Raw genomic sequence first — 24,344 nt, forward strand, 5'->3', positions numbered from 1 at the left:
CCGTTATACCCTGGCGGCAAACACCGTCTGATGCGCCCTGCACTGCTCAGCCGTGAGCATGAACACCCCATGCCCGCCGCGCTGGAAGTCCAGCCAGGCAAAGTCCACTTCCGGGTACAGCGCTTCGACGTGTACCTGGCTGTTGCCCACTTCGACAATCAGCAAGCCTTTCTCGCTCAGGTGGTCCGCCGCTTCGGCCAGCATCCGCCGTACCAGATTCAAGCCATCATCGCCGCAGGCCAGGCCCAGTTCAGGTTCGTGCTGGTATTCATCCGGCATGTCGGCGAAATCTTCGGCATCCACATAAGGCGGGTTCGACACGATCAAATCGAAGCGCTGCCCCGGCAGGCCCTCGAAGCCGTCGCCCTGCACCGTATACACGCGCTCATCGACGCCATGCCGCTCGATGTTCTGGTTGGCCACCTCCAGGGCTTCGAAGGACAAGTCGCCCAGTACCACCTCGGCGTCCGGGAACTCGTAGGCACAGGCGATGCCGATGCAACCGGAGCCGGTGCACAGGTCCAGAATGCGCGCCGGCGGCTGGGCCAGCCAGGGTTCAAAGCGGTTTTCGATCAGCTCGCCAATCGGCGAGCGCGGAATCAGCACGCGTTCATCGACAATGAACGACATGCCGCAGAACCAGGCTTCTTTCAGCAAGTAGGCGGTGGGAATACGCTCATGGATGCGACGATGCAGTAAACGCTGCACATGGGAGATTTCCTCTTCTTCCAGATTGCAGTCCAAGTAGCTGTCGGCAATTTCCCACGGCAGATGCAGGGCGCCGAGCACCAGTTGCCGGGCTTCGTCCCAGGCATTGTCGGTGCCATGGCCAAAAAACAGGTCTTCCCCATGGAAACGGCTGACAGCCCAACGGATATGGTCGCGCAAAGTGCGCAGGCGGGAAGTGATCACGGGGGCAGACTCCTGAAAAAAACGACTGGCGATTCTAACAGCGTTCACCTGTACCGACGATGTACGAAACGCCTTTGCCATACGTCGGATTTCATCCAAATTGCCACCATTGGCTTAAACAACTCACCCACTTGACAGGGCTGCACGTCAACAACGGCGTACCTTACGATGGTAGCGATTCACAGAACCGCTCAGCCAGTGGACAATGTCACAAAAGCCCCCCTGACAGGAGCCCCAGAATGTCCGTTCCAAAGACGATGTTTCAACTCAGCGGTCGTGGTTACGCAGCTGCCAACCTTGCCCATGCGACGCTCGTGATCATCGACGCCCAGAAGGAGTACCTCAGCGGCCCACTCGCCCTCCCGGGCATGGACGCGGCGGTCGGCAACATCAAGCAACTGGTGGCCGCTGCGCGCAACGCCGGGCGGCCGATCGTGCATGTGCGTCACCTGGGTACCGTGGGCGGCCTGTTCGATCCGCAAGGCGAGCGCGGCGAATTCATCCCCGGCCTGGAACCTGAAGGCGACGAAACCATCATCGGCAAGTTGCTGCCCAGCGCCTTCCACGGCACCGGCCTGGAAAAACACCTGCAGGACCTGGGTTCCCTGGACCTGATCGTCTGCGGTTTCATGAGCCACTCCAGCGTCAGCACCACGGTGCGCGCCGCCAAGAACCTCGGCTTTCGCTGCACCCTGGTGGAAGATGCCTGCGCCACCCGCGATTTGCCCTACAAAGGCGGCGTGCTCAGTGCCGAGCATGTGCAGCAAACCGAAATGGCCATCATGGCTGACAACTTCGCCACCCTGGCATTGACCAAAGACCTCATCTGATCGCCCCTGTAATGAGCGGTGCGCCCGGTGATTGCCCCGCTCATCCGCAAAGCAGGTTCATTTCGCGCATTTACCCCGGGCACAGGAACAACCTGTGTATCTTCCGGTCGAAGGGCCGATACCCTGGAGGAAAGGTCGGAATGAAGATATCCGATGGTTTTGATGCTCGTCGCTTGCGCCCCAAGGGCCCGAGCAACTGGCGTCTGCGCCTGGTGGCGGGCATTGCCGCGCTGCTGGCGATTGTAGGTGTGGCGCTGGCGGGCGCGGGTGGCGCCGGCCTGTTTGGGCATTCGCCAGCACTGGGCGAGCTGAATGCCAGCCCTGGCGGCTCGGCGATCCTGCTGGGCATCGGCCTGCTGGTGGTGTGGTTGGGTGTGTGGTTGTGGCGCCGCAGCCGGCGCAGAATGCGCCAGCCGCTCTCGTTGAACATCGCTTCGCACCTGATGAAAAAACACGACTGATGGCGCTTGGATAGCATTTGCTGCGCCCTGTCCGCCGCGATTTAGGTAAACTGCCCGCCCTTCGCGGAGGCTGACATGCAAGACGACGATTTTTCCCTGTTCAAGAACGAGCTGCGCGGCGTCAAGCCGATCAAGCACGACCGCGCCGACACCGGCAAACCCAAGGCTGATCGGGCGCAGATTGCCAAGCTGCGCCAGGCCGCGACCGTGCGCACCGATGCCACCACCGTGGATGGCTTGTCAGACCAGTTCGTGATCGACGTAGGCCCCGAAGACGAGCTGATGTGGGCGCGTGACGGGGTACAGGAAAGCCAGATGCGCAAGCTCAAGGCCGGCCAGATCCCGTTCGAAGGCAGCCTCGACCTGCACGGCATGACCGTGGAAAAAGCCCGGGAAACATTGTGGGCCTTCCTTGCCGAAGCCACCAAGTTCGAAATCCGCTGCGTGCGCGTCACCCATGGCAAGGCCGTGCGGCTGGACGGCAAGCGGCCGATGATCAAGAGCCACGTCAACACCTGGCTGCGCCAGCACGCCCAGGTCCTTGGCTTTACCTCGTGCCAGGCCCGCCACGGCGGCGCCGGCGCGGTGTATGTAATGCTCAAGCGCACCATGATGGAAGGCCGCGACGAGTAACAAGTGCCATCGTCAGGCTTGCAGCGATGTGTCCGCCCCCGTAACCTTGCGCTTTGCGAAAATCCCACAGGTAGTTTCATGTCCCTGGAACAGAATTACACAGAGATTCTCGGCCAACTCGGCGAGGACATCTCCCGTGAGGGCCTGCTCGACACGCCAAAGCGTGCCGCCAAGGCGATGCAGTACCTCTGCCGCGGTTACGAACAGACGTTGGAAGAAGTCACCAACGGTGCCTTGTTCAGCTCCGACAACAGCGAAATGGTGCTGGTCAAGGACATCGAGTTGTACTCGCTGTGCGAACACCACCTGCTGCCGTTTATCGGCAAGGCCCATGTTGCCTACATCCCGAGCGGCAAAGTGCTGGGGCTATCGAAGGTCGCGCGGATCGTCGACATGTATGCGCGTCGCCTGCAGATCCAGGAAAACCTCAGCCGCCAGATCGCTGACGCGGTGCTGCAAGTGACCGGCGCCCTGGGCGTGGCGGTGGTGATTGAAGCCAAGCACATGTGCATGATGATGCGCGGTGTGGAAAAACAGAACTCGTCGATGATCACGTCGGTGATGCTCGGTGAGTTCCGCGAGAACGCGGCCACCCGCAGCGAATTTCTCAGCCTGATCAAGTAAGTGGCTGTGTAGGAAAAGCCGGCGTTCATCGCCGGTTTTTTTTCGCCTGCAGAATTCAGGTAAGCTGCGACCCCTTCTTCATGGGCAAGAGGCTTTCAGCCATGTTCGTCAAAGCACTTCGAGTGGGCCTCGGCCAGATCATCATCGCCGGCGACTTCCTGACCCGTCCGCGCAAAAAGCAGCGCCCGGCCGAACAACAGGCCAAGGTCAACGCAGCCGCCAAGGACCTGACCCTGTATCAGTTCCACGCCTGCCCTTTCTGCGTGAAAACCCGTCGCACCCTGCATCGCCTGAATGTGCCGGTAGCACTCAAGGACGCTAAGAACAACGAGCACGACCGCCAGACCTTGCTGGAGCAAGGCGGCAAGATCAAAGTGCCGTGCCTGCGCATCGAGGAAAACGGCCAGACCACCTGGATGTATGACTCCAAGGTCATCATTGACTACCTGGACAAGCGTTTCGCCGCGATCTGAATGTTCTGTGGGAGGGGGCTTGCTTTCGATAGCGGTGTAATAGTCAGCAATTTTTTGACTGACAGACTGCTATCGGGAGCAAGCCCCCTCCCACATTGGACCTGCGGCGCTTGGGCTGGATCATCCGGAACCCAGGACCAGAAAAGCCTGTTTCCCGGCATTTCCTGAAGAAACCGGCTCAACCTGTGGGAGGGGCTTGCTCCCGATGGCGGTGTAATAGTCAGCAATTTTTCAACTGACCGACCGCTATCGGGGGCAAGCCCCCTCCCACATTTAGTTTGGTGCTGACATATCCAGGTCCAGCAGCGCCGAACCCAGGCACTTGCCGTGGGCATCCAGTGCCAGCGAACGCGTGACGCCGCCGCGCAAAATGCCCGGCAGCACGAAGTTCAGCGCCTGTACGTTGGGCAATGCATAGCGTTGCACCGGCGCCGCGCCAGGGTCCAGCAGGTCTGCGAAAAACGCGGCGACGCGCTCGGCGGTCAGCTGTTCACACAGCAACGGGTAATCCTCGGCGCGATAAGCAATGATCGAGATGTTCGACGTGTCGCCCTTATCCCCGGTGCGGGAGTGGGCCAGTGAATGCAACTTCATGCTTCTATCCTCGGTTTGACCCTGTCACGAGGCAGCAGCAACGACGCCACCGCCACCACCTGGCGCACGCTCTTGCTCGCCCCGCCACCGCCAGCGGGGCCGTTGGTGTAGAGGGTTTCCACTTCATTGCCGATGCGCACGGCGTCGCTGCGTTCTTCACACCGGGCGGCGACCCGCAGGCGCACTTCCCAAGGCTCGGCATTGCTGCGCGGGCCATGCAAGGCATCCATGCCGATCAACTCGGCGCGCACTTCCTGCATCTTCACACCGGTCAGTTCCAGACGCTTGAGCACCACCCCGCGCGCCAGTTGCGCCCGTGCGACAGCGCCCGGGCCGCCGTAGGACATCTGCCCCTCACCGATCCAACCATCAAGATAACCGACGCTGACTTTCAGCTGTTCGGGCCGCGCCCGCCCTGTGGCGCCGTGGGCACGCACCCGATCAACGCCCTCCTCGACAAACCCCACCTGTGAAAAATCGGCCGTGACGTCCGGGGTCAAATACGCTTGCGGGTCGTGCACTTCGTAGATCAGTTGTTCGCTGCAGGTGGCGCGGCTGACCTGCCCTCCAGAGCCCGCCACCTTGGTGATCAAGGCAGTGCCGTCGGCGGCGATCTCGGCCAACGGAAAGCCCAGTCGTGCCAGGTCATCCACATCCTTGAAGCCTGGGTCCGCAAAATAACCGCCGCTGACCTGCCCGGCACATTCGAGCAAATGCCCGACCAGGGTGCCCTTGCCCAGGCGCTGCCAATCGTCGGCGGCCCAGCCGAACTCAAACATCTGCGGCGCGAGAAACAATGACGGGTCGGCCACACGCCCCGTGATCACCACATCGGCATCGGCGCGCAGGGCTTCAAGGATGCCGTCCACGCCCAGGTAGGCATTCGCCGAAATCAGCCGCTCACCCAGCGCACCCAGGGTCTGGCCGTTGTCCAGCAACTGCTCGGGCCGCAACGCCGCCAGCACGTCATCGCCCATCACGGCCACCACTTTGAGGTTCGTCCCCAGTTCACGGGCGATGCGCCGCACTTCGACGGCGGCCGACACCGGGTTGGCCGCGCCCATATTAGTGATCACGCGCAAACGGCGGCGGCCTTCGTGCAGCCCGACAAAGGGCAGCACCCGGCGCATGCGCTCGCTCAACAAAGGGTCATAGCCGCCCGCCGGATCGCTGATGCGCGCCTGTTGGGCCAGGGCGATGGTGCGTTCGGCCAGGCATTCGAACACCAGGTAATCCAGGTCGCCCTGTTCGGCCAGTTCCACGGCGGGTTCGATACGGTCACCGGAGTAGCCGGCACCGGCGCCGATGCGCAAGGTTTTCATCTCAGATAACTCCCAGGAGCAGCGCGGTCAGGGTCATCAACACCGACGCGGCGAACAGAAAAGGAATGGTGAAGCGCTGGTGATCGGCCAGCTCGATCTTGCACAGGCCCACCAACAGGAAAGTCGCGGGGGTCAGCGGGCTGACCGGAAAGCCCGTGGTGTGCACGCCCAGTAACGAGGCCTGGGCCACTTGCAGCGGGTCGACACCCAGCGCCTTGCCAACTTCGGCAATCACCGGCATCACGCCGAAATAGTAGGAATCGGGGTCGAACAGCATGCTCAACGGCATGGAAATGAAGCCCACCACCGCAGGGATCAACTTGCCATGACCCGCGGGAATCTGCGCCACCGCCACTTCGGCAATCGCCTTGAGCATGCCGGTGCCTTGCATGATGCCGGTGAACACGCCGGCGGCAAGCAGGATGCTGGCCATGGTCAGGGCGGTTTTCGCATGGGCGTCGATACGGGCGCGCTGGGCGTCGACGTTGGGGTAGTTGATACACAGCGCCACCACGGTGCCGAGCATGAACATCACCACCGGGTCGACCCAGCCGGCGATCATAACCACCATCACCAGCACAGTGAGGATCAGGTTGACCCAGAACAACCGTGGCCGACGCAGCTGGATATCGGCGTCACTGAGCACCCGTTGCGGCACCGCGTCCACGCTGGAGCCGGCCCCCAGGCCCAGGCGTTTTTCTTCACGATGGCCCAGCCACCAGGCGCAGGCGAACACAAAGATCAGCCCGACGATCTGCACTGGAATCAACGGTTGGAACAGGTCCGCCACCGGCACATGCAGGGCTGCCGACGAGCGCAGCACCGGGCCGGTCCACGGCAGGAAATTGACCCCGGCCGCCATGGCACAGACACACGCCAGAATGCGTTTGTCGATGCCCAGCCGCGTATACAGCGGCAGCATTGCCGGCACCGTCACCAGGAAGGTCACCGCGCCGGACCCGTCCAGGTGCACCAGCAGCGCCAGGGTCGCAGTACCGACGACAATTCGTGTAGGACGCGTCCCTACCGTGCGCAGAATCCGCTCGATGATCGGGTCGAGCATGCCGGCATCGGTCATGATCCCGAAAAACAGAATGGCGAACACAAACATGCCTACCACGGGGGCGACGTTCTTGATGCCGGTGATGATGAAGGCGCTGGTTTGCAGACCGAAGCCACCGAGCAACGCGGCGATGATCGGCAGGGCGATCAGCGCCACCAGCGGCGAGAGGCGCTTGCTCATGACGGCAGCAAGCAGACACAGAATGGTAATGACACCCAGGGTAGCGAGCATGGGTTACTCCAGAGCGGCCTTGATGGGCCGGTTATTGTTTTCCCTGGAGTATTGGAATCAGGTTAGGCTTTGTAAATTGGAATATTCAGACACCGGTGTTCGAAAAAACAAAATGAAGCCGCCCGTATGAAAAACAGCATCCAACACATCCAGGCATTCCTCGCCGTTGCTCGCACGGGCAGCTTTACCAAGGCCGCCAGCGAGCTGAACCTGTCCCCCTCGGCGCTGACCGTGCAGGTGCAACAACTGGAAGAGTGGCTGGGTGTCGCCCTGCTCGACCGCAGCCCGCGCCATGTGGCTATCACCGCCGCCGGCCACGACGCGCGTGGCCCCATGGAAAAACTGCTGCTGGACCTGGACAACATCGTCACCGGCTCGCGCGATCTCGCGGCGCTGCGCCGTGGCGTCGTTACGATCGCCGCCCTGCCCTCAGTGTGCGCCGGCAGCCTGCCGCCGGTGTTGCGCCTGTTTCGCGAACGCTTCGCCGGGATTGAAGTGCGCCTGCATGACTTGGTGGCCCACCGCATCCAGGCCCAGGTGCGTTCCGGCGAAGTGGACTTCGGTATCGGCGTGCGCGCGCGCCTGAGCCACGGCCTGGACTTCGTGCCGGTCCTCAATGACCGGCTCTGCGCGTTCGTGCCGCTGGATCACGCCCTCGCCCACCACCGGCAGCTGACCCTGGAACAACTGGCGGACCAGCCGATTATCCTCACCGGTCGCGACAGCAGCGTGCGCGAACAGGTGGATGCGTTGTTCGATGAAACGCGGCTGACGCTCAATGCGGGCATGGAGGCCAATTACATGTCCACGGTGCTGGCGCTGGTGCGCCAGGGATTGGGGATCAGCGTGCTGCCGGAGTCGGCGGCGGACAGCCTGGAGGGGTTGAAGCGGATCAACATCGACCATCCTGGGGTGAACAGGGAGATCGGCTTGATCAGTCGTAGCGGGATGGCATTGAGCCCGGCGGCGCAGCGCTGCTTTGAACTGCTCAACGCAGAGTTATCTGACACACCACCGGACTAAATGTGGGAGGGGGGCAAGGCTTTTTGTAGGAGCGAGCTTGCTCGCGAAGAACTCAGGGCCACCGCGTTTATCCAGAATGAACGCGTTGCCCGGGCGTTTTTCGCGAGCAAGGGCTAGCCGCCCGCCTCGCTCCTACAGTGAGCCCATCCCACTTTCGGAAGGTGGCTCAGCCCAGCATCGCCACATGGTTTGGATGACTGGCCACGCGCTGCAACCATGCCTGCACCGCCGGATAAGGCGCCAGGTCAAAGCCGCCTTCATGGGCCACATGGGTGTAGGCATACAACGCGATATCGGCAATCGAATACTGCTCGCCCACCAGGTACGGCGTGGCTTGCAGCTGACGTTCCATGACCTTCAGTGCCTTGTAACCGCCCTTGTGGCTGGTCTTGTATTCTTCGAGGCGATCCTGCGGCATGTTCAGGTAAAACTGAATGAACCGCGCTACCGCAATATAAGGCTCGTGGCTGTATTGCTCGAAGAACTGCCACTGCAACACCTGGGTGCGCAAGCGCGGCTCACTGGGTAAAAACTCGCTGCCATCGGCGAGGAAGTTGAGGATCGCGTTGGACTCCCACAAGCAGGTACCGTCTTCCAGTTCCAGCACCGGGATCTTGCCGTTGGGGTTCTTGGCAAGAAATTCAGGGGTTTGGGTGTCACCCTTGAGAATATCGATATCGATCCATTGGTACGGGATGCCCAACAGGCTGAGCATCAATTTGACCTTGTAGCAATTGCCCGATCTGTAATCGCCATAAACCTTGTACATGGGCTCCCCTTATGCCGCTTTGCGCGCTCTGAGCGAACGCTCGCGCCATCAAAGTGCGGGTATCGAGGGATGGTTTCAAGGCGTGCGGCAGAATAAATCTGGACGCACGCGCTGGAAGCAGCCTTTCATCCCTTTTCGCCAAGATAATCGAAAACATTATTTGCTTTATTTGTATACAAAAGCATAATTCGCCTCGTGCGAGCTCCTGACCTAACAGTCAACAAAACCCGCCAGTACCTCAAAGCGCTGTTGCCTACTCATGTGACCGGCGCTGGAAATAACAATAAAACGATTGAGGAGTACTCGCTGTGGATAGCCGCAAAACCGAAGCCCCTACGCTGGATCTCGCCGCGCCCCAAGGCGGCTGGCTGGAACGCCTGTTCAAACTGCGTTTGCATGGCACCACAGTGAAGACCGAGCTGATCGCCGGCCTCACGACGTTCATCACCATGGCCTACATCATCTTCGTCAACCCCAACATCATGGCCGACGCCGGCATCGATCACGGCGCGGCCTTCGTCGCCACCTGCATCGCCGCCGCGCTGGGTTGCCTGTTGATGGGCCTGTACGCCAACTGGCCGGTGGGCCTGGCGCCGGGCATGGGCTTGAACGCGTTTTTCACCTACACCGTGGTCGGCACCATGGGCTACCACTGGGAAACCGCGCTGGGTGCGGTATTTATCTCGGGCGTGCTGTTCATGGGCCTCACCTTGTCCCGCGTGCGCGAATGGCTGCTCAACAGCATTCCGGTGAGCCTGCGCCACGCCATGGGCGCGGGTGTCGGCTTGTTTCTCGGGGTGATCGGCCTGAAGACCGCCGGCATCATCGTCGACAGCCCCGCCACGCTGATCAAGCTCGGTTCGCTGCACGAGCCCGCGCCCCTGCTGGCGGCGGTGTGCTTCCTGCTGATTGCGATCCTCAGCTACCACCGCGTGTTCGGCGCGATCCTCATCAGCATCATCGCCGTGACCCTGGCCGGCTGGGGCCTGGGCCTGGTGCACTACAACGGCATTCTCTCCACCCCGCCCAGCCTTGCGCCAACCTGGATGGCCATGGACGTCAAGGGTGTGTTCAATGTCAGCATGATCAGCGTGGTATTTGCCTTTCTTTTTGTACACATGTTCGACACTGCCGGTACACTGATGGGCGTTGCGCAACGGGCCGGGCTGGTCAATGCCGACGGCAAGATCGATAACCTGGCCCGTGCATTGAAAGCCGACAGCGCCTCCAGCGTGTTCGGGGCCATGGTCGGCGTGCCGCCCGTGACCAGCTACGTGGAAAGCGCCGCCGGGGTGGCTGCCGGCGGGCGCACCGGGCTGACGGCGGTGACGGTGGGTATTTTGTTCGTGGCGGCGATGTTTTTTGCGCCGCTGGCGGGCATGATTCCAGCCTATGCCACGGCGGGCGCGTTGATTTACGTGGCGATGCTGATGATGGCCAGCATGGCGCATATCAATTGGGACGAGGCCACCGACAGCATTCCGGCCATCGTCACGGCGATCATGATGCCGCTGACCTTCTCGGTGGCCGACGGCATCGCGCTGGGCTTTATCACCTATGTCGCGCTGAAGGCCGGCACCGGTAAGCACAAGGAAATTTCCGTCAGCCTGTGGGTGCTGTGCGTGATATTTATCGCCAAGTTCGCCTTCCTGTAAGGCCCCACGGCTGCACCGCGCCTCACCCCATCGGGTGGGGCTTTCGTACGATTGGAGGACTGCAATGAACCTGGAAACCTGGCTGCTGTTCAGCGGCGCGGCGCTGGTGGTGATCCTGATCCCTGGCCCTCTTTCCCTGCTGATGATCAGCAACAGCTTGAACTACGGCCTGCGCCGTTCGTACCCGGCGTTCCTCGGCGGGGTATTTGCCTCGATCTGCCTGCTGAGCGCCTCGGCCTTGGGCCTGGGCGCGCTGTTGCTGGCGTCCGAGCAAGTGTTCAGCGCGCTGAAAATCGTCGGCGCGATGTACTTGTTTTACCTGGCCTGGCAGAGCTGGCAGCAATCACGTCGGCCGGCCGAGGGCGCTGATGTGCCACAGGTGGCGTCGACCCCACGTTTTCGCGTGCTGTTCGGTCGCGCCTTTGTGCTGGGGGCCAGCAACCCCAAGGACATCCTGTTCTTTGCCGCCTTCCTGCCGCAATTTCTCAGCGCGGATCAGGCATTCCTGCCGCAGCTGTTGACCATGATCGCCACCTGGACCGTGCTCGACCTGCTGTGCAAGCTTGGTTACGGCCTGGGTGCGCGGAGCGCCGCGCGGTATTTGCGTAGCGGCTCGGGCCAGAGCTGGTTCAACCGCATCAGCGCCGCCTTGTTCGGCTGCGCCGGCGTGGCCTCGCTGATCAAGGCTCGAGCGCCACTGGGTTGAATGCGCAGCCGAAAAAAAGCCCGCAGTGTGGGCGGGCAAAAAACCAACGAAGAGCTTGGGGGTATGAAGCGAGGTGACGCTCAGCTACCGCGATAGGTCGAATAGCTGTAAGGCGAAATCAGTAACGGGACATGGTAGTGATCCTGCTCGGCGCTGATGCCGAACCGCAGCACTACCACATCGAGGAAAGCCGGCTCCGGCAACTGCACGCCACGGGCGCGGTAATAGTCGCCGGCGCTGAACTGCAGTTGATAGACACCGCTGCGGTAGTCGTCGCCCTGCAGCAACGGTGCGTCGCAGCGACCGTCGTCGTTAGTCACGGCGGTGGCGACCAGCGTTAGTTGCGCGCCGTCGACGCGGTATAGCTCAACCATGATTGTGCTGCCGGGGCAGCCGTGCGCGGCATCCAAAACGTGTGTGGTCAAACGTCCCATGGCGTTTATGCGCCTCCCGAAGTCAGTCATAAAGAACCCGCACTTTTTCAGGGCATCGAAAAAGCCGGCGAGAGCTGATTAAGACATTTTTCAAAAAAATTGTACACAATAAAAACCACAAAGCTGAGGATTCTCTCGCCATTGCTGCACAAAGGATCAATTCCTCGATCATCCTTGCTTTCAAACGACCTTTTGTCCATTTGCTGACCAGTCAGGCAAGTTTCTTGCTACAGCTTTTCCAGGCACCCTCAGCGAAAAAATGCAGAAATGCAGGCTTACAAAGTGAGCAATAAGTTGTATACAATCATTCATCGCTGTGACGCCACCCAGTCTTTCTGCTGCCCGGCCGCCACACACATTTGCTACCACGAACAAGAAGGAAGACTGCAGTGAGCGCTGACTACCCACGCGACCTGATCGGTTACGGCAGTAACCCTCCTCACCCCCACTGGCCGGGCAATGCACGCATCGCGCTGTCGTTCGTACTCAATTACGAAGAAGGCGGCGAGCGCAATATCCTGCATGGCGATAAAGAGTCCGAAGCCTTCCTCTCGGAAATGGTCTCGGCGCAACCGCTGCAGGGCGCGCGCAACATGAGCATGGAGTCGCTGTACGAATACGGCAGCCGTGCCGGGGTGTGGCGCATCCTCAAGCTGTTCAAGGAATTCGACATCCCGCTGACCATCTTCGCCGTGGCCATGGCCGCCCAGCGCCATCCGGACGTAATCCGCGCCATGGTTGCCGCCGGCCACGAGATCTGCAGTCACGGCTACCGCTGGATCGACTACCAGTACATGGACGAGGCCCAGGAACGCGAGCATATGCTCGAAGCGATCCGTATCCTCACCGAGCTGACCGGTGAACGCCCGCTGGGCTGGTACACCGGCCGCACCGGCCCCAACACGCGGCGCCTGGTGATGGAGGAAGGCGGCTTCCTGTATGACTGCGACACCTACGACGACGACCTGCCCTACTGGGAGCCCAACACGCCCACCGGCAAGCCGCATCTGGTGATCCCTTATACCCTGGACACCAACGACATGCGCTTCACCCAGGTGCAGGGTTTCAACAAGGGCGACGACTTTTTCGAGTACCTCAAGGACGCCTTCGACGTGCTCTATGCCGAAGGGGCCGAGGCGCCGAAGATGCTTTCCATCGGCCTGCACTGCCGCCTGATCGGGCGCCCGGCGCGCCTGGCTTCGTTGAAGCGCTTTATCGAGTACGCCAAAAGCCATGAACAGGTGTGGTTCACCCGCCGCGTCGACATCGCCCGGCACTGGCAGCACACCCACCCCTGCACGGGAGCGGCGAAATGACTGCGTTCCAAACCCTTGAACCGTCGAGCCTGAGCCGCGATGATTTTGTCGCCGCCTTCGCCGATATCTACGAACACTCGCCATGGGTGGCCGAAAAGGCCTTCGACCTGGGCCAGGATGCGTCGATCGACCAGATCGAAACCCTGCACCAGCGCATGAGCGATATCCTGTTGAGCGCCGATCATGCCAGCCAGCTGGCACTGATCAACGCTCACCCGGACCTGGCCGGCAAAGCCGCCGTCCAGGGCCAGCTTACCGCAGCCAGCACTGGAGAACAGGCTGGCGCCGGTATACACCAATGCACGGCCGAAGAGTTCTCGCGCTTCACCGAGCTGAACGAGGCCTACAAGGCCAAGTTCAAGTTTCCCTTCATCATGGCGGTAAAAGGCAGCAACCGGCACCAGATCCTGGCCGCGTTCGAAACGCGCATTCACAACTCGGTTGAAGCCGAGTTCAACTGCGCGCTGGCTGAGATCAACAAGATCGCGTTGTTCCGATTACTGACCCTCTAAACGACCATCCCCAGCCACTCTATTCAAGGCAGACAAGAAGAATGAAAGCGCAACCCGTACCTTTCGAGAAGTTCGTCAACCTCGCCGACGCCCGCCTGGGCACCAAGATCATCGAAGTCACCGATGACTGGTTCGCCGATGCCAACCGCCTGTTCCAGCCGACCCCGGCCGTGTGGAAGGAGGGCGTTTTCGATGACAACGGCAAGTGGATGGACGGCTGGGAGTCACGCCGCAAGCGCTTCGAAGGCTACGACAGCGCGGTGATCCGCCTGGGCGTGCCGGGCTCGATCAAGGGCGTGGACATCGACACCTCATTCTTCACCGGCAACTACCCGCCGTCGGCCTCCCTGGAAGCCTGCTTCCTCGCCTCGGGCGAGCCGGATGCCAACACCCAGTGGGTGGAAGTGCTGTCGGCGGTCGAGCTGCAAGGCAACAGCCACCATTACCACGAGATCCACAACACGCAGGCGTTCAGCCACCTGCGGTTCAACATCTACCCGGATGGCGGCGTGGCCCGTCTGCGCGTGTACGGTGTGCCGTTCCGCGACTGGTCTGCGGTGGGCGACAACGAACAGGTCGACCTGGCCGCCGCGCTGAATGGCGGTCGTGCCCTGGCCTGCTCCGATGAACACTTCGGACGCATGAGCAACATCCTCAACCCCGGCCGTGGCATCAACATGGGCGATGGTTGGGAAACCGCACGTCGCCGTACGCCGGGCAATGACTGGGTGATCGTCGCGCTGGGCCATCCTGGCGAAATCGAGAAAATCATCGTCGACACCCTGCATTTCAAGGGCAACTACCCGGACACCTGCTCGATCCAGGGCGCGTTCGTCAAGGGCGGCACCGACAGCCAGATCGAGACCCAATCGCTGTTCTGGCGTGAACTGCTGCCGGCACAGAAACTGGAAATGCACGCCGAACACACCTTCGCCGAGCAGATCAAGGCGCTGGGGCCGATTACCCACATCCGCCTGAATGTGTTCCCGGATGGGGGCGTGAGTCGCCTGCGGGTGTTGGGCAAGGTAGCCAAATAAGCAGTAACCCCTGTGGCGAGGGAGCTTGCTCCCGCTGGAGTGCGAAGCGCTCCCAGGATTTCAGGGCCGCTACGCAGCCCAGCGGGAGCAAGCTCCCTCGCCACAACAACAGATCCAACACAGCATTCGGATAAGAAGACAGCCATGCGCACACTGACGATCGAGCCCCTGACCAAAGAAGCCTTCGCCCCCTTCGGAGACGTTATCGAAACCGATGGCAGCGATCACTTCATGATCAACAACGGGTCGACCATGCGCTTTCACAAACTGGCGACGGTCGAAACAGCACAGCCTGAAGACCACGCCATCATCAGCATCTTCCGCGCCGACGCGCAGGACATGCCGCTGACCGTGTGCATGCTGGAGCGACACCCGCTGGGCAGCCAGGCCTTCATTCCGCTGCTCGGCAACCCCTTTCTGATCGTGGTCGCGCCACTTGGCGATGCACCTGTATCAGGCTTGGTCCGCGCCTTCGTCACCAACGGCAGGCAGGGCATCAATTACCATCGCGGCGTCTGGCACCACCCGGTGCTGACGATCGAAAAGCGGGATGACTTCCTGGTGGTTGATCGCAGTGGCACAGGCAATAACTGCGATGAGCATTTTTTCAAAGAGGATGAGCGGTTGATCCTCGCCCCCCACCAATAAGAGAAGGTCTGATCACCCGACAACAAGGGCGACAGGCGAGAGGTAAAGACTGTGGAAGCACATTTGATGGAATGGCTGAACCTGAGCGTGCGCTGGGTTCACATGATCACCGGCGTCGCCTGGATCGGCGCTTCTTTCTACTTCGTCTGGCTGGAAAACAACCTCAATCGCGTCAACCCCAAGAGCGGCCTGGCCGGTGACTTGTGGGCGATCCACGGTGGCGGCATCTACCACCTGGAAAAATACAAACTGGCCCCGCCGACCATGCCGGACAACCTGCACTGGTTCAAATGGGAAGCCTATTTCACCTGGATGTCGGGCATTGCGCTGCTGTGCGTGGTGTTCTACTGGAATCCGACCTTGTACCTGCTCGCCCCCGGCAGCAGCCTGAGCGGCACCGAAGGCGTCTTGCTGGGCATCGGCTCACTGTTCGTCGGCTGGTTCGTCTACTCCTTTCTCTGCGACTCGGCCCTGGGCAAACGCCCTGCCCTGCTCGGCTTGATCCTGTTCGTGCTGTTGATTGCAGCAGCCTACGGCTTCAGCAAGGTGTTCAGCGGCCGTGGCGCCTACCTGCATGTGGGTGCGGTGATCGGCACGATCATGGTCGGCAACGTGTTCCGCATCATCATGCCCGCCCAGCGCGCACTGGTGGCGGCCATCGCCGAGAACCGCACCCCCGACCCGGCGCTGCCGGCCAAGGGTTTGCTGCGCTCACGGCACAACAACTACTTCACCTTGCCGGTGCTGTTCATCATGATCAGCAACCACTTCCCGAGCACCTATGGCAGCCACTACAACTGGCTGATCCTGGCCGGGATCGCGGTGGCGGCAGTGTTGGTGCGGCACTACTTCAACACCCGGCATAACAGCCAGAAGTATGCGTGGACCTTGCCGGTGGGTGCGCTGGCGATGATCAGCCTGGCCTACGTGACCGGGCCCTCGCCGGCGCCGGAAGTGGCCAAGGCACCGGCGGCGATCGAGTACCAGCCGTTGCCGGAAACCGCCCTGGGTGGTGGCTTGAAACCGGCTGCGCCTGCAGCCCCGGCAGCTGAACCGGCACCGGCCCAGGCCACCACCGACTTTGGCCAGGTGCACCATGTGATCGAGCAGCGTTGCACCGTCTGCCATTCGGCCAAGCCCACCAGCCCGCTGTTCAGCACCGCACCGGCCGGGGTGATGTTCGACACGCCGGCGCAGATCCAGCAACAGGCGGCGCGCATTCAAGCACAAGCCGTGGCGAGCCAGATCATGCCGCTGGGCAACATCACCCAGATGACCCAGCAGGAGCGGGATTTGATTGGCACCTGGATCAATCAGGGGGCGCGTACCAACTGATTGATTCATGGAGATCCAATGTGGGAGGGGGCTTGCTCCCGATGGCGGTGGCTCAGTCACAGATACTTTGAATGACACACCGCTATCGGGAGCAAGCCCCCTCCCACAGGTGGACTGCCGTGTTTTGAAGATCGCGTTCCACACAACACAAAAATAAAAAGATCCGAGGTGTTGCATGTCCCAGTTAGAAACGCAGAACCCTGCCGCACCCGCCATGGTGCGGCTGCCCCTCTTGCAACTGATTCTGGTAGGCCTGCAACACGTCTTGCTGATGTACGGCGGTGCTGTCGCCGTGCCCCTGATCATTGGCCAGGCCGCAGGCTTGAGCCGTGAAGAAATTGCCTTCCTGATCAACGCCGACCTGTTGGTCGCCGGTATCGCCACGATGGTGCAGTCGTTCGGCATCGGCCCGGTGGGTATTCGCATGCCGGTGATGATGGGCGCCAGTTTCGCCGCCGTCGGCAGCATGGTCGCCATGGCCGGCATGCCCGGTATCGGCTTGCAGGGGATCTTCGGTGCGACCATCGCCGCCGGGTTCTTCGGCATGCTCATCGCGCCGTTCATGTCCAAGGTCGTACGTTTTTTCCCGCCGCTGGTGACCGGTACTGTGATTACCGCCATCGGCCTTTCGCTGTTTCCCGTGGCCGTAAACTGGGCCGGTGGCGGCAGCGCCGCTGCGACATTCGGCTCGCCGGTGTACCTGGCGGTCGCTGCCCTGGTGCTGGCGACCATCCTGTTGATCAACCGTTTCATGCGCGGTTTCTGGGTGAACATCTCGGTACTGATCGGCATGGCGCTGGGCTACGCCTTGTGCGGCACGCTCGGCATGGTCGACCTCAGCGGCCTGGCCCTGGCGCCGTGGGTGCAAGTGGTGACGCCGCTGCACTTCGGCATGCCCAGGTTCGAGCTGGCGCCGATCCTGTCGATGTGCCTGGTGGTGGTGATCATCTTTGTCGAATCCACCGGCATGTTCCTCGCCCTGGGCAAAATCACCGGCCAGGACGTCACGCCGAAGATGCTGCGTCGCGGTTTGCTGTGTGATGCCGGCGCGTCATTCTTTGCCGGGTTCTTCAACACCTTCACCCACTCCTCGTTCGCGCAGAATATCGGCCTGGTGCAGATGACCGGCGTGCGTTGCCGCTCGGTCACGATCATGGCCGGGGCGTTTCTGATTGTGCTGAGCCTGCTGCCCAAGGCCGCCTACCTGGTGGCGTCGATTCCACCGGCGGTGCTGGGCGGCGCGGCGATCGCCATGTTCGGCATGGTCGCGGCGACCGGCATCAAGATCCTGCAGGAAGCCGACATCGCCGACCGGCGCAACCAGTTGCTGGTGGCGGTGAGCATCGGCATGGGCTTGATCCCGGTAGTGCGTCCGGAGTTCTTCGCGCAATTGCCAATGTGGATGAGCCCGATAACCCACAGTGGCATCGCCATGGCCACCCTGAGCGCGTTGTCGTTGAACATACTGTTCAACATTCTCGGCGGTGCTGAACGCCCCGCCGTCGAGCACGCCCACCCCTGACGCACGCCCCACCGTCGCCCTGTGTGCGCTGTAACGGCGCACTTGAGCCCGGACGTGGGAGCCAGTATTCTCCGCGCCCGCTTGAACCGACGGCTTTTTCACCGCCTTGGCGCGGCTTTTGCTATAGCCATAAAGTTGACCAATCAGACGAGTTCTTCAGCAGATCCAAAGGCGCCACACCAGAGCGCCAGATTAGAAAAAACATAAAACTTTAACTCGGGAGCACCGAATGAAACCTATGTTCAAAGGCCTGATGCTGGCGGGATCCCTGCTGGCCGGTGGCCAAGCCGTGGCCGGTGATTTGCTGCAGTGGCAGAACAACAGCCTGACGTATCTATGGGGCAAAAGCTTTACCGTCAACCCGCAGATCCAGCAAACCGTCACGTTCGAACATGCCGACGCGTGGAAGTACGGCGACAACTTCTTCTTCCTTGACCGCATCTTTTACAACGGCAAGGAAGACGGCAACGTCGGTCCGAATACTTACTACGGCGAGTTCAGCCCACGTTTGTCGTTCGGCAAGATTCTGGATAAAGACCTGGCATTCGGCCCGATCAAAGATGTATTGCTGGCCTTCACTTACGAGTTCGGCGAAGGCGATAACGAGTCGTACCTGCTGGGCCCGGCGATTGACTTTAATATTCCGGGTTTCGACTACTTCCAGTTGAACTTCTACCAGCGCCAGACCGAAGGCAATCGCCCCGGCGACGGCGTGTGGCAAATCACGCCGGTGTGGTCGTACACCCTTCCCGTGGGCAACTCCGATGTGTTGATCGACGGTTTCATGGACTGGGTGGTGGATAACGACAAAAACGCCCGTGGCACCTATCACGCCAACCTGCACTTCAACCCGCAGGTCAAATACGACCTGGGCAAGGCGCTGCATTGGGGCGACAAACAGTTGTATGTGGGGTTTGAATACGACTACTGGAAGAACAAGTACGGAATCGAAGATTCGGGGGCGTTCAAGACGACCCAGGACACGGCGAGCTTCCTGGTCAAGTACCACTTCTGATTGAACACCGCATAACCAATGTGGGAGGGGGCTTGCTCCCGATAGCAGTGTGTCAGTCAACCTATCAGTGACTGAACCACCGCTATCGGGAGCAAGCCCCCTCCCACATTTAGATAAGTGGCAGGCCTAAGAACCGGGTGATCTCCTCGCGCTTGGCCAACGCATCTTGGCGCCCCAACTCGATCAACTCACTGCAATATCCCGCCTCGAACAGCAAGTAACTCAACACCCCTGCCCCACTGGTCTTGGTCGCCCCTGGCCCGCGCAAAAACAAGCGCAATGCCGCCGGTAATTCCTGCCGATGCCGGGCCGCGATTTCGTCGATCGGCTGGCTGGGCGCAATCACCAGCACCTCCACGGCCGCCACCCCCGGCGAGACATGGCTGAATTGGTTCAAGCGTTCCAGCAATTCGATATCACTTTCCAGGCTGTCAATGAACGTGCTGTTGAGCATGTGCCCGCCGATCTGCGCCAGCGTCGGTTCCTGGCCGGTGTAGGTGCGTTGCATCGAGGGTTCATTGCCGCGCGGGTTACCGCTGACGCCCACCACCAGCACGCGACTCGCGCCCAGGTGCAGGGCCGGGCTGATCGGGGCCGACTGGCGAACGGCGCCATCACCGAAGTATTCCTGGTCGAGCTTCACCGGGGCGAACAGCAAGGGAATCGCCGAACTGGCCAGCAAGTGTTCCACCGTGAGTGGCGTCGGCACACCAATGCGCCGATGGCGCAGCCAGGGTTCGATGGTGCCGCCGCCTTGATAGAAGGTCACCGCCTGCCCGGATTCATAGCCGAACGCGGTGACCGCCACGGCGTGCAGATGCCGGTGCCGGATGGCGTCGTCAATGCCCGCCAGATGCAGTTTGTCCTGCAGCAGATCGCGCAGCGGTGAGCTGTCGAGCAACGCCACCGGGAGCTGCCTGCCCAGGCCCAACAGGCTATGAATCAGGAAGCGACTGGCCTGGCGGACCACGCCCGGCCAGTCGCTGCGCAGCACCAGGTGGCTGCGAAAGCCTTGCCAGAATGCGGTGAGGCGCTGGACAGCGGCGGTGAAGTCCGTCGCGCCACTGGCCAGGGTGACCGCATTGATCGCCCCGGCCGACGTGCCGACGATCACCGGAAACGGGTTCGGCGCCCCCGGCGGCAGCAATTCGGCGATCGCCGCCAACACTCCAACCTGATACGCCGCTCGCGCCCCGCCGCCGGAAAGAATCAAGCCTGTGACCGGTTCAGCTGGGCGCATTGCGTCACTCCATATGGGAAAGGTAAGTCTTACCGGCGGCGTTTTTCGTACAGCTTGGGTTCACCCGGTGGCCGGCTCTTGAAGCGGCGGTGGGTCCACAGGTATTGCTCGGGACAGTCGCGCACCGAGGCCTCGACCCACTGGTTGATGCGCAGGCAGTCGATTTCGTCAGTCTCGCCGGGGAAATCCGTCAAGGGTGCATGAATCACCAGTCGGTAGCCGCTGCCATCGGCCAGGCGTTCCTGGGTTAACGGCACCACCAGGGCTTTGCCCAGGCGCGCGAACTTGCTGGTGGCCGTGACAGTGGCGGCCTGGATGCCGAACAGCGGCACGAAGATACTTTGCTTGGCGCCGTAGTCCTGGTCCGGCGCGTACCAGATCGCCCGGCCGGCGCGCAGCAGCTTGAGCATGCCGCGTACGTCGTCGCGCTCCACCGCCAGGGAATCGAGGTTGTGGCGCTCCCGGCCACGGCGCTGGATAAAGTCGAACAGCGGGTTGCCGTGCTCGCGGTACATGCCGTCGATGGTGTGCTTTTGCCCGAGCAGGGCAGCGCCGATTTCCAGGGTGGTGAAGTGCAAGGCCATCAGGATCACGCCCTTGCCGTCCAATTGCGCCTGCTTGAGATGCTCCAACCCTTGCACATGGGCCAGGCGCGCCAGGCGCGGTTTGGGCCACCACCAACTCATGGCCATCTCGAAGAAGGCGATACCGGTGGAGGCGAAATTTTCCTTGAGCAGGCGTTTGCGCTCCTTGGCGGATTTTTCCGGGAAGCACAACTCCAGGTTGCGCGCGGCGATGCGGCGGCGCTCACCGGCCACGCGATACATGCCCGCGCCCAGCAGGCGACCAATGGTCAGCAGCACGCGGTACGGCAGTTGGGTGACCAGCCACAGCAGGCCCAGCCCCAGCCATAATGGCCAAAAACGCGGGTGAAGAAATACAGCTCGAAAACGCGGGCGATCCATTACAGATTCCGGTAAAGACAAGGGCCGCGCATTCTACAACGGTTCGACTCGGCTTGCGGCGGGTGAGTGTTCTCGTTATAAGTCTCGACACTTTTCGTGACAAGCCGCTTTGCCGACCATGAGCCAAACCGAACCGCTAGACCAAGATCCCGTGTTCCAGCTGAAAGGCAGCATGCTCGCCATTACCGTGCTGGAACTGGCCCGCAATGACCTCGACGCCCTGGACCGCCAACTGGCCGCCAAGGTCGCCCTGGCGCCGAATTTCTTCAACAATGCCCCGCTGGTGCTGGCCCTGGACAAGCTGCCGGCCGGCCAGGGCGTCATCGACCTGCCCGGGCTGATGCGCGTGTGCCGCTCCCATGGCCTGCGTACCCTGGCGATTCGCGCCAGCCGTATCGAAGACATTGCCGCGGCCATCGCCATTGAACTGCCAGTACTGCCGCCGTCCGGCGCGCGCGAGCGTCCGCTCGAACCATTGGTCGGTGAACAGAAGAAAAAACCGGAAAAACCACCGGAACCCACGATCCGGCCGACCAAGATCATCACCTCGCCCGTGCGCGGCGGGCAGCAGATTTACGCCCAGGGCGGCGACCTTGTGGTGGTGTCCTCGGTCAGCCCCGGCGCGGAACTTCTCGCCGATGGCAATATCCATGTATACGGCCCGATGCGCGGACGTGCCCTGGCCGGCATCAAGGGTGATACCAAGGCGCGGATTTTCTGCCAGCAGTTGACCGCTGAACTGGTTTCCATCGCAGGTCAGTACAAGGTGTCCGAAGACTTGCGCCGTGATCCGCTGTGGGGGGCTTCGGTACAGGTCAACCTGTCGGGCGATGTGTTGAACATCATCCGTCTTTAACGGATACTGCCGCATTTTCCAAGCATCTCTAGGCTCTGATAGCAAAGCGAAACCGGCAATACTTGCGTAGGACTAGTTGAAGTTGGCGTTTTCCCCGGAAAAATCCTGGCTTCTTCCTACAAAGGCTGTCCGCCTGCAGCGAGTTTCAAGAGATGTTTTTCAGGGACCAAAAGTCCTTTTTCCTTAGGGGTGAAACACCTTGGCCAAGATTCTCGTGGTTACATCCGGCAAGGGTGGTGTGGGTAAGACCACCACCAGCGCCGCTATCGGTACCGGCCTCGCTCTGCGCGGCCACAAGACAGTCATCGTCGACTTCGACGTGGGTTTGCGTAACCTCGACCTGATCATGGGCTGCGAACGCCGCGTGGTATACGACTTCGTCAACGTGGTGAACGGCGAAGCCAACCTGCAACAGGCCCTGATCAAGGACAAGCGCCTTGAGAACCTGTATGTGCTGGCCGCCAGCCAGACCCGTGACAAAGATGCGCTGACCAAGGAAGGCGTAGGCAAAGTCCTCGCCGAACTGAAAGAAACCTTCGAATACGTGGTATGCGATTCCCCGGCCGGCATCGAAACCGGTGCTCACCTGGCGATGTATTTCGCCGATGAAGCCATCGTGGTGACCAACCCGGAAGTGTCCTCGGTACGTGACTCGGACCGTATGCTCGGCCTGCTGGCCAGCAAGTCCCAGCGCGCCGAAAAAGGCGAAGAGCCGATCAAGGAACACCTGCTGCTGACCCGCTACAACCCTGAGCGCGTCAGCAACGGTGAAATGCTCGGCGTTGAAGACGTCAAGGACATCCTCGCGGTGACCCTGCTCGGTGTGATCCCGGAATCCCAGGCCGTGCTGAAAGCGTCCAACCAGGGCGTGCCGGTGATTCTCGACGACCAGAGCGACGCCGGCCAGGCGTACAGCGATGCTGTGGATCGCCTGCTGGGCAAGACCGTGGAACACCGCTTCCTCGATGTCAAGAAGAAGGGATTCTTCGAGCGTATCTTTGGAGGCAATTGAACAATGAAATTTCTCGACTTCTTTCGCGCCAACAAAAAGCCAAGTACCGCGTCGGTCGCGAAAGAGCGTCTACAGATCATCGTGGCGCACGAACGCGGCCAACGCAGCACCCCGGATTACCTGCCAGCCTTGCAGAAGGAACTGGTCGAGGTAATCCGCAAGTACGTCAATATCGGCAACGATGACGTGCATGTCGCCCTGGAAAATGACGGCAGCTGCTCGATTCTGGAACTCAATATCACCCTGCCTGATCGTTGATCGAACAGGCGGCCGCCACGGCGGCTCGATCACCTTGATCCCTTTTCGGGAACCGGGTGGGCGAGCCGCCGTTGGCGTTTGTTACGAGGCTGTTTAATGCCGCTGTCCAACATCCATATCCTGCATCAGGACGACGCTGTCCTGGTGGTGAACAAGCCGACCCTGCTGCTCTCGGTGCCCGGCCGCGCCGACGACAACAAGGACTGCCTGATCACCCGCCTGCAGGAAAACGGCTACCCCGAAGCCCGCATCGTCCATCGCCTGGACTGGGAAACCTCGGGCATCATCCTGCTGGCGCGGGACGCTGATACCCACCGCGAACTGTCACGCCAGTTTCACGACCGCGAAACAGAAAAGGCCTACACCGCCTTGGCTTGGGGCCAGCCGGAACTGGACAGCGGCAGCATCGACCTGCCCTTGCGCTATGACCCGCCGACCAAGCCGCGCCATGTGGTCGACCATGAGTTCGGCAAGCACGCGCTGACTTTCTGGAAGGTGCTGGAACGTTGCGGCGACTGGTGCCGCGTCGAACTGACACCAATCACCGGGCGCTCGCACCAGTTGCGCGTGCACATGTTGTCCATCGGCCATCCGCTGCTCGGCGATGGCCTGTATGCCCACGAACAGGCCCTCGCCGCCTGGCCGCGCCTGTGCCTGCACGCGAGCATGCTGAGCTTCACTCACCCACAAAGCCACGAGCGCTTGCGCTTCGAGTGCCCGGCGCCTTTTTAGATTGTGAATACGGTCAAATGTGGGAGGGGGCTTGCCCCCGATAGCGGAGTGTCAGTCACTGAATCTGTTGACTGACCCACTGCCATCGGGGGCAAGCCCCCTCCCACATTTGTTCTGTGCACTTCTTGCCCTCGGACGGTAAACTCCGCGCATTGCTGTCTGGAGC

General features: G+C 61.2%; 27 protein-coding genes. 19 read left to right on the top strand and 8 right to left on the bottom strand.

Translation table 11 applies throughout. The features are described 5' to 3' along the window. Positions 1-3: 3 nt before the first annotated feature. The gene (gene prmB / locus C4J84_RS17250) at positions 4-912 is read right to left on the bottom strand and encodes a 50S ribosomal protein L3 N(5)-glutamine methyltransferase (protein ID WP_124435799.1); all 909 of its coding nucleotides are present in this window, start codon (positions 910-912) and stop codon (positions 4-6) included. Positions 913-1,151: 239 nt separating this feature from the next. Between prmB and C4J84_RS17255 the strand changes: the two genes are divergently transcribed. The 5 genes from C4J84_RS17255 to C4J84_RS17275 all read left to right on the top strand — a co-directional run bounded on the left by C4J84_RS17255 (position 1,152) and on the right by C4J84_RS17275 (position 3,933). Further along, the gene (locus C4J84_RS17255) at positions 1,152-1,742 is read left to right on the top strand and encodes a cysteine hydrolase family protein (RefSeq protein WP_124435800.1); all 591 of its coding nucleotides are present in this window, start codon (positions 1,152-1,154) and stop codon (positions 1,740-1,742) included. 140 nt (positions 1,743-1,882) lie between these two features. Then, positions 1,883-2,203 carry a hypothetical protein gene (locus C4J84_RS17260; RefSeq protein ID WP_124363713.1) on the top strand — a complete coding sequence of 107 codons (321 nt, stop codon included), beginning with the start codon at positions 1,883-1,885 and terminating at the stop codon, positions 2,201-2,203. Between the two features lie 75 nt (positions 2,204-2,278). After that, a complete protein-coding gene (locus C4J84_RS17265) occupies positions 2,279-2,836 on the top strand; it encodes a Smr/MutS family protein (protein WP_003175227.1) in 558 nt (185 codons plus the stop codon). Positions 2,837-2,914: 78 nt separating this feature from the next. Then, positions 2,915-3,460, top strand: coding sequence for a GTP cyclohydrolase I FolE (gene folE, locus C4J84_RS17270; RefSeq protein ID WP_124363714.1), 546 nt, complete (start codon positions 2,915-2,917; stop codon positions 3,458-3,460). A 101-nt stretch (positions 3,461-3,561) separates the two neighbouring features. Further along, a complete protein-coding gene (locus C4J84_RS17275; RefSeq protein WP_124363715.1) occupies positions 3,562-3,933 on the top strand; it encodes a glutathione S-transferase N-terminal domain-containing protein in 372 nt (123 codons plus the stop codon). A 273-nt stretch (positions 3,934-4,206) separates the two neighbouring features. On the opposite strand, the gene C4J84_RS17280 is transcribed toward C4J84_RS17275, so the two are convergent. The 3 genes from C4J84_RS17280 to C4J84_RS17290 are packed head-to-tail and all read right to left on the bottom strand — an operon-like array spanning position 4,207 to position 7,143. After that, on the bottom strand, positions 4,207-4,527 hold the full coding sequence (locus tag C4J84_RS17280; protein WP_124435801.1) for a hypothetical protein: 321 nt from the start codon (positions 4,525-4,527) through the stop codon (positions 4,207-4,209). Next, positions 4,524-5,849, bottom strand: coding sequence for an acyclic terpene utilization AtuA family protein (locus tag C4J84_RS17285; protein WP_124435802.1), 1,326 nt, complete (start codon positions 5,847-5,849; stop codon positions 4,524-4,526). Before C4J84_RS17285 ends, C4J84_RS17280 begins: the two co-directional genes overlap by 4 nt. Before the next feature lies 1 nt (position 5,850). Then, on the bottom strand, positions 5,851-7,143 hold the full coding sequence (locus C4J84_RS17290; protein WP_124363718.1) for a CitMHS family transporter: 1,293 nt from the start codon (positions 7,141-7,143) through the stop codon (positions 5,851-5,853). A 126-nt stretch (positions 7,144-7,269) separates the two neighbouring features. Between C4J84_RS17290 and C4J84_RS17295 the strand changes: the two genes are divergently transcribed. Next, entirely contained in the window at positions 7,270-8,166 is an 897-nt protein-coding gene (locus C4J84_RS17295) for a LysR family transcriptional regulator (RefSeq protein WP_124435803.1), read from the top strand. Positions 8,167-8,332: 166 nt separating this feature from the next. On the opposite strand, the gene C4J84_RS17300 is transcribed toward C4J84_RS17295, so the two are convergent. Continuing rightward, entirely contained in the window at positions 8,333-8,935 is a 603-nt protein-coding gene (locus C4J84_RS17300) for a glutathione S-transferase family protein (protein WP_124363720.1), read from the bottom strand. Between the two features lie 308 nt (positions 8,936-9,243). Between C4J84_RS17300 and C4J84_RS17305 the strand changes: the two genes are divergently transcribed. After that, a complete protein-coding gene (locus C4J84_RS17305) occupies positions 9,244-10,590 on the top strand; it encodes an NCS2 family permease (RefSeq protein ID WP_124435804.1) in 1,347 nt (448 codons plus the stop codon). Between the two features lie 64 nt (positions 10,591-10,654). Continuing rightward, on the top strand, positions 10,655-11,296 hold the full coding sequence (locus tag C4J84_RS17310) for a LysE family translocator (RefSeq protein WP_124435805.1): 642 nt from the start codon (positions 10,655-10,657) through the stop codon (positions 11,294-11,296). Between the two features lie 80 nt (positions 11,297-11,376). Here C4J84_RS17310 and uraH read toward each other — a convergent pair whose 3' ends face one another. After that, positions 11,377-11,730: a hydroxyisourate hydrolase gene (uraH, locus tag C4J84_RS17315; RefSeq protein WP_124435806.1), complete on the bottom strand. Its 354-nt coding sequence runs from the start codon at positions 11,728-11,730 to the stop codon at positions 11,377-11,379. Between the two features lie 389 nt (positions 11,731-12,119). Between uraH and puuE the strand changes: the two genes are divergently transcribed. The 7 genes from puuE (at position 12,120) to C4J84_RS17355 (ending at position 19,115) form a co-directional block, all read left to right on the top strand. Beyond that, on the top strand, positions 12,120-13,046 hold the full coding sequence (puuE, locus tag C4J84_RS17325; protein WP_124404827.1) for an allantoinase PuuE: 927 nt from the start codon (positions 12,120-12,122) through the stop codon (positions 13,044-13,046). Next, positions 13,043-13,558 carry a 2-oxo-4-hydroxy-4-carboxy-5-ureidoimidazoline decarboxylase gene (gene uraD, locus C4J84_RS17330; RefSeq protein WP_124435807.1) on the top strand — a complete coding sequence of 172 codons (516 nt, stop codon included), beginning with the start codon at positions 13,043-13,045 and terminating at the stop codon, positions 13,556-13,558. The genes puuE and uraD overlap by 4 nt, the downstream gene beginning before the upstream one ends. Before the next feature lie 41 nt (positions 13,559-13,599). Continuing rightward, positions 13,600-14,595, top strand: a complete 996-nt coding sequence (alc, locus tag C4J84_RS17335; protein WP_124367808.1) for an allantoicase — start codon at positions 13,600-13,602, stop codon at positions 14,593-14,595. Positions 14,596-14,739: 144 nt separating this feature from the next. Continuing rightward, entirely contained in the window at positions 14,740-15,243 is a 504-nt protein-coding gene (locus C4J84_RS17340) for an ureidoglycolate lyase (protein ID WP_124363727.1), read from the top strand. A gap of 51 nt (positions 15,244-15,294) precedes the next feature. Beyond that, positions 15,295-16,578 carry a urate hydroxylase PuuD gene (locus tag C4J84_RS17345; RefSeq protein WP_124435808.1) on the top strand — a complete coding sequence of 428 codons (1,284 nt, stop codon included), beginning with the start codon at positions 15,295-15,297 and terminating at the stop codon, positions 16,576-16,578. A gap of 175 nt (positions 16,579-16,753) precedes the next feature. Beyond that, positions 16,754-18,100: a nucleobase:cation symporter-2 family protein gene (locus tag C4J84_RS17350; RefSeq protein WP_124435809.1), complete on the top strand. Its 1,347-nt coding sequence runs from the start codon at positions 16,754-16,756 to the stop codon at positions 18,098-18,100. 229 nt (positions 18,101-18,329) lie between these two features. Next, positions 18,330-19,115 carry an outer membrane protein OmpK gene (locus tag C4J84_RS17355; protein WP_124435810.1) on the top strand — a complete coding sequence of 262 codons (786 nt, stop codon included), beginning with the start codon at positions 18,330-18,332 and terminating at the stop codon, positions 19,113-19,115. A gap of 109 nt (positions 19,116-19,224) precedes the next feature. Here the strand turns inward: C4J84_RS17355 and C4J84_RS17360 are convergent, their stop codons facing one another. Together C4J84_RS17360 and C4J84_RS17365 are read right to left on the bottom strand one after the other, a co-directional pair. After that, complete coding sequence (locus tag C4J84_RS17360; protein WP_124371385.1) at positions 19,225-20,355, bottom strand: patatin-like phospholipase family protein; 1,131 nt, start codon at positions 20,353-20,355, stop codon at positions 19,225-19,227. Between the two features lie 29 nt (positions 20,356-20,384). Continuing rightward, positions 20,385-21,320, bottom strand: a complete 936-nt coding sequence (locus C4J84_RS17365; protein ID WP_124435811.1) for a lipid A biosynthesis lauroyl acyltransferase — start codon at positions 21,318-21,320, stop codon at positions 20,385-20,387. Positions 21,321-21,438: 118 nt separating this feature from the next. Between C4J84_RS17365 and minC the strand changes: the two genes are divergently transcribed. The 4 genes from minC to C4J84_RS17385 all read left to right on the top strand — a co-directional run bounded on the left by minC (position 21,439) and on the right by C4J84_RS17385 (position 24,178). Further along, entirely contained in the window at positions 21,439-22,176 is a 738-nt protein-coding gene (minC, locus tag C4J84_RS17370) for a septum site-determining protein MinC (RefSeq protein WP_124363733.1), read from the top strand. Between the two features lie 199 nt (positions 22,177-22,375). Continuing rightward, entirely contained in the window at positions 22,376-23,188 is an 813-nt protein-coding gene (minD, locus tag C4J84_RS17375) for a septum site-determining protein MinD (RefSeq protein WP_124363734.1), read from the top strand. Positions 23,189-23,191: 3 nt separating this feature from the next. Next, positions 23,192-23,446: a cell division topological specificity factor MinE gene (gene minE, locus C4J84_RS17380; RefSeq protein WP_003175252.1), complete on the top strand. Its 255-nt coding sequence runs from the start codon at positions 23,192-23,194 to the stop codon at positions 23,444-23,446. A gap of 96 nt (positions 23,447-23,542) precedes the next feature. Further along, positions 23,543-24,178: an RluA family pseudouridine synthase gene (locus C4J84_RS17385; RefSeq protein WP_124367815.1), complete on the top strand. Its 636-nt coding sequence runs from the start codon at positions 23,543-23,545 to the stop codon at positions 24,176-24,178. The last annotated feature ends 166 nt before the right edge of the window (positions 24,179-24,344 follow it).

The sequence above is a fragment of the Pseudomonas sp. R11-23-07 genome (assembly GCF_003852295.1).
Taxonomy (GTDB): domain Bacteria; phylum Pseudomonadota; class Gammaproteobacteria; order Pseudomonadales; family Pseudomonadaceae; genus Aquipseudomonas.

Excerpts from the sequence above, each read along its gene's own strand:
- C4J84_RS17255 (WP_124435800.1), top strand. The coding sequence starts at position 1,152 with ATGTCCGTTCCAAAGACGATGTTTCAACTCAGCGGTCGTGGTTACGCA.
- C4J84_RS17260 (WP_124363713.1), top strand. The coding sequence starts at position 1,883 with ATGAAGATATCCGATGGTTTTGATGCTCGTCGCTTGCGCCCCAAGGGC.
- C4J84_RS17265 (WP_003175227.1), top strand. The coding sequence starts at position 2,279 with ATGCAAGACGACGATTTTTCCCTGTTCAAGAACGAGCTGCGCGGCGTC.
- folE (WP_124363714.1), top strand. The coding sequence starts at position 2,915 with ATGTCCCTGGAACAGAATTACACAGAGATTCTCGGCCAACTCGGCGAG.
- C4J84_RS17275 (WP_124363715.1), top strand. The coding sequence starts at position 3,562 with ATGTTCGTCAAAGCACTTCGAGTGGGCCTCGGCCAGATCATCATCGCC.
- C4J84_RS17280 (WP_124435801.1), bottom strand. The coding sequence starts at position 4,527 with ATGAAGTTGCATTCACTGGCCCACTCCCGCACCGGGGATAAGGGCGAC.
- C4J84_RS17285 (WP_124435802.1), bottom strand. The coding sequence starts at position 5,849 with ATGAAAACCTTGCGCATCGGCGCCGGTGCCGGCTACTCCGGTGACCGT.
- C4J84_RS17290 (WP_124363718.1), bottom strand. The coding sequence starts at position 7,143 with ATGCTCGCTACCCTGGGTGTCATTACCATTCTGTGTCTGCTTGCTGCC.
- C4J84_RS17295 (WP_124435803.1), top strand. The coding sequence starts at position 7,270 with ATGAAAAACAGCATCCAACACATCCAGGCATTCCTCGCCGTTGCTCGC.
- C4J84_RS17300 (WP_124363720.1), bottom strand. The coding sequence starts at position 8,935 with ATGTACAAGGTTTATGGCGATTACAGATCGGGCAATTGCTACAAGGTC.
- C4J84_RS17310 (WP_124435805.1), top strand. The coding sequence starts at position 10,655 with ATGAACCTGGAAACCTGGCTGCTGTTCAGCGGCGCGGCGCTGGTGGTG.
- uraH (WP_124435806.1), bottom strand. The coding sequence starts at position 11,730 with ATGGGACGTTTGACCACACACGTTTTGGATGCCGCGCACGGCTGCCCC.
- uraD (WP_124435807.1), top strand. The coding sequence starts at position 13,043 with ATGACTGCGTTCCAAACCCTTGAACCGTCGAGCCTGAGCCGCGATGAT.
- alc (WP_124367808.1), top strand. The coding sequence starts at position 13,600 with ATGAAAGCGCAACCCGTACCTTTCGAGAAGTTCGTCAACCTCGCCGAC.
- C4J84_RS17340 (WP_124363727.1), top strand. The coding sequence starts at position 14,740 with ATGCGCACACTGACGATCGAGCCCCTGACCAAAGAAGCCTTCGCCCCC.
- C4J84_RS17350 (WP_124435809.1), top strand. The coding sequence starts at position 16,754 with ATGTCCCAGTTAGAAACGCAGAACCCTGCCGCACCCGCCATGGTGCGG.
- C4J84_RS17355 (WP_124435810.1), top strand. The coding sequence starts at position 18,330 with ATGAAACCTATGTTCAAAGGCCTGATGCTGGCGGGATCCCTGCTGGCC.
- C4J84_RS17360 (WP_124371385.1), bottom strand. The coding sequence starts at position 20,355 with ATGCGCCCAGCTGAACCGGTCACAGGCTTGATTCTTTCCGGCGGCGGG.
- C4J84_RS17365 (WP_124435811.1), bottom strand. The coding sequence starts at position 21,320 with ATGGATCGCCCGCGTTTTCGAGCTGTATTTCTTCACCCGCGTTTTTGG.
- minC (WP_124363733.1), top strand. The coding sequence starts at position 21,439 with ATGAGCCAAACCGAACCGCTAGACCAAGATCCCGTGTTCCAGCTGAAA.
- minE (WP_003175252.1), top strand. The coding sequence starts at position 23,192 with ATGAAATTTCTCGACTTCTTTCGCGCCAACAAAAAGCCAAGTACCGCG.
- C4J84_RS17385 (WP_124367815.1), top strand. The coding sequence starts at position 23,543 with ATGCCGCTGTCCAACATCCATATCCTGCATCAGGACGACGCTGTCCTG.